Source organism: Dactylosporangium sucinum (assembly GCF_014647515.1).
Taxonomy (GTDB): Bacteria; Actinomycetota; Actinomycetes; order Mycobacteriales; family Micromonosporaceae; genus Dactylosporangium; species Dactylosporangium sucinum.
The window spans coordinates 1-203 of sequence record NZ_BMPI01000208.1 but is presented as its reverse complement, the minus strand read 5'-3'; the positions used below and the strand labels follow the sequence as shown (position 1 = coordinate 203).

Annotated in this window: 1 protein-coding gene; it reads right to left on the bottom strand. The window is 71.9% G+C overall.

All coding sequences use genetic code 11. The annotated features are described in order from the left end of the window. Positions 1–203: hypothetical protein (locus tag IEZ31_RS55860; protein ID WP_190258303.1), on the bottom strand; the 203-nt coding region annotated here is incomplete at both ends.

The window sequence follows — 203 nt, the reverse complement described above, 5'->3', positions numbered from 1 at the left end:
CCGGTCTTGTCGAGCAGCAGGGTGTTGACGTCGCCGGCGGCCTCGACGGCGCGGCCGGACATGGCGAGGACGTTGCGCTGTACGAGGCGGTCCATGCCGGCGATGCCGATGGCCGACAGCAGCGCGCCGATCGTGGTCGGGATGAGGCAGACCAGCAGCGAGACGAGGACGATCCCGGTGACGCCGTCGGCGGTGAGCGCCGC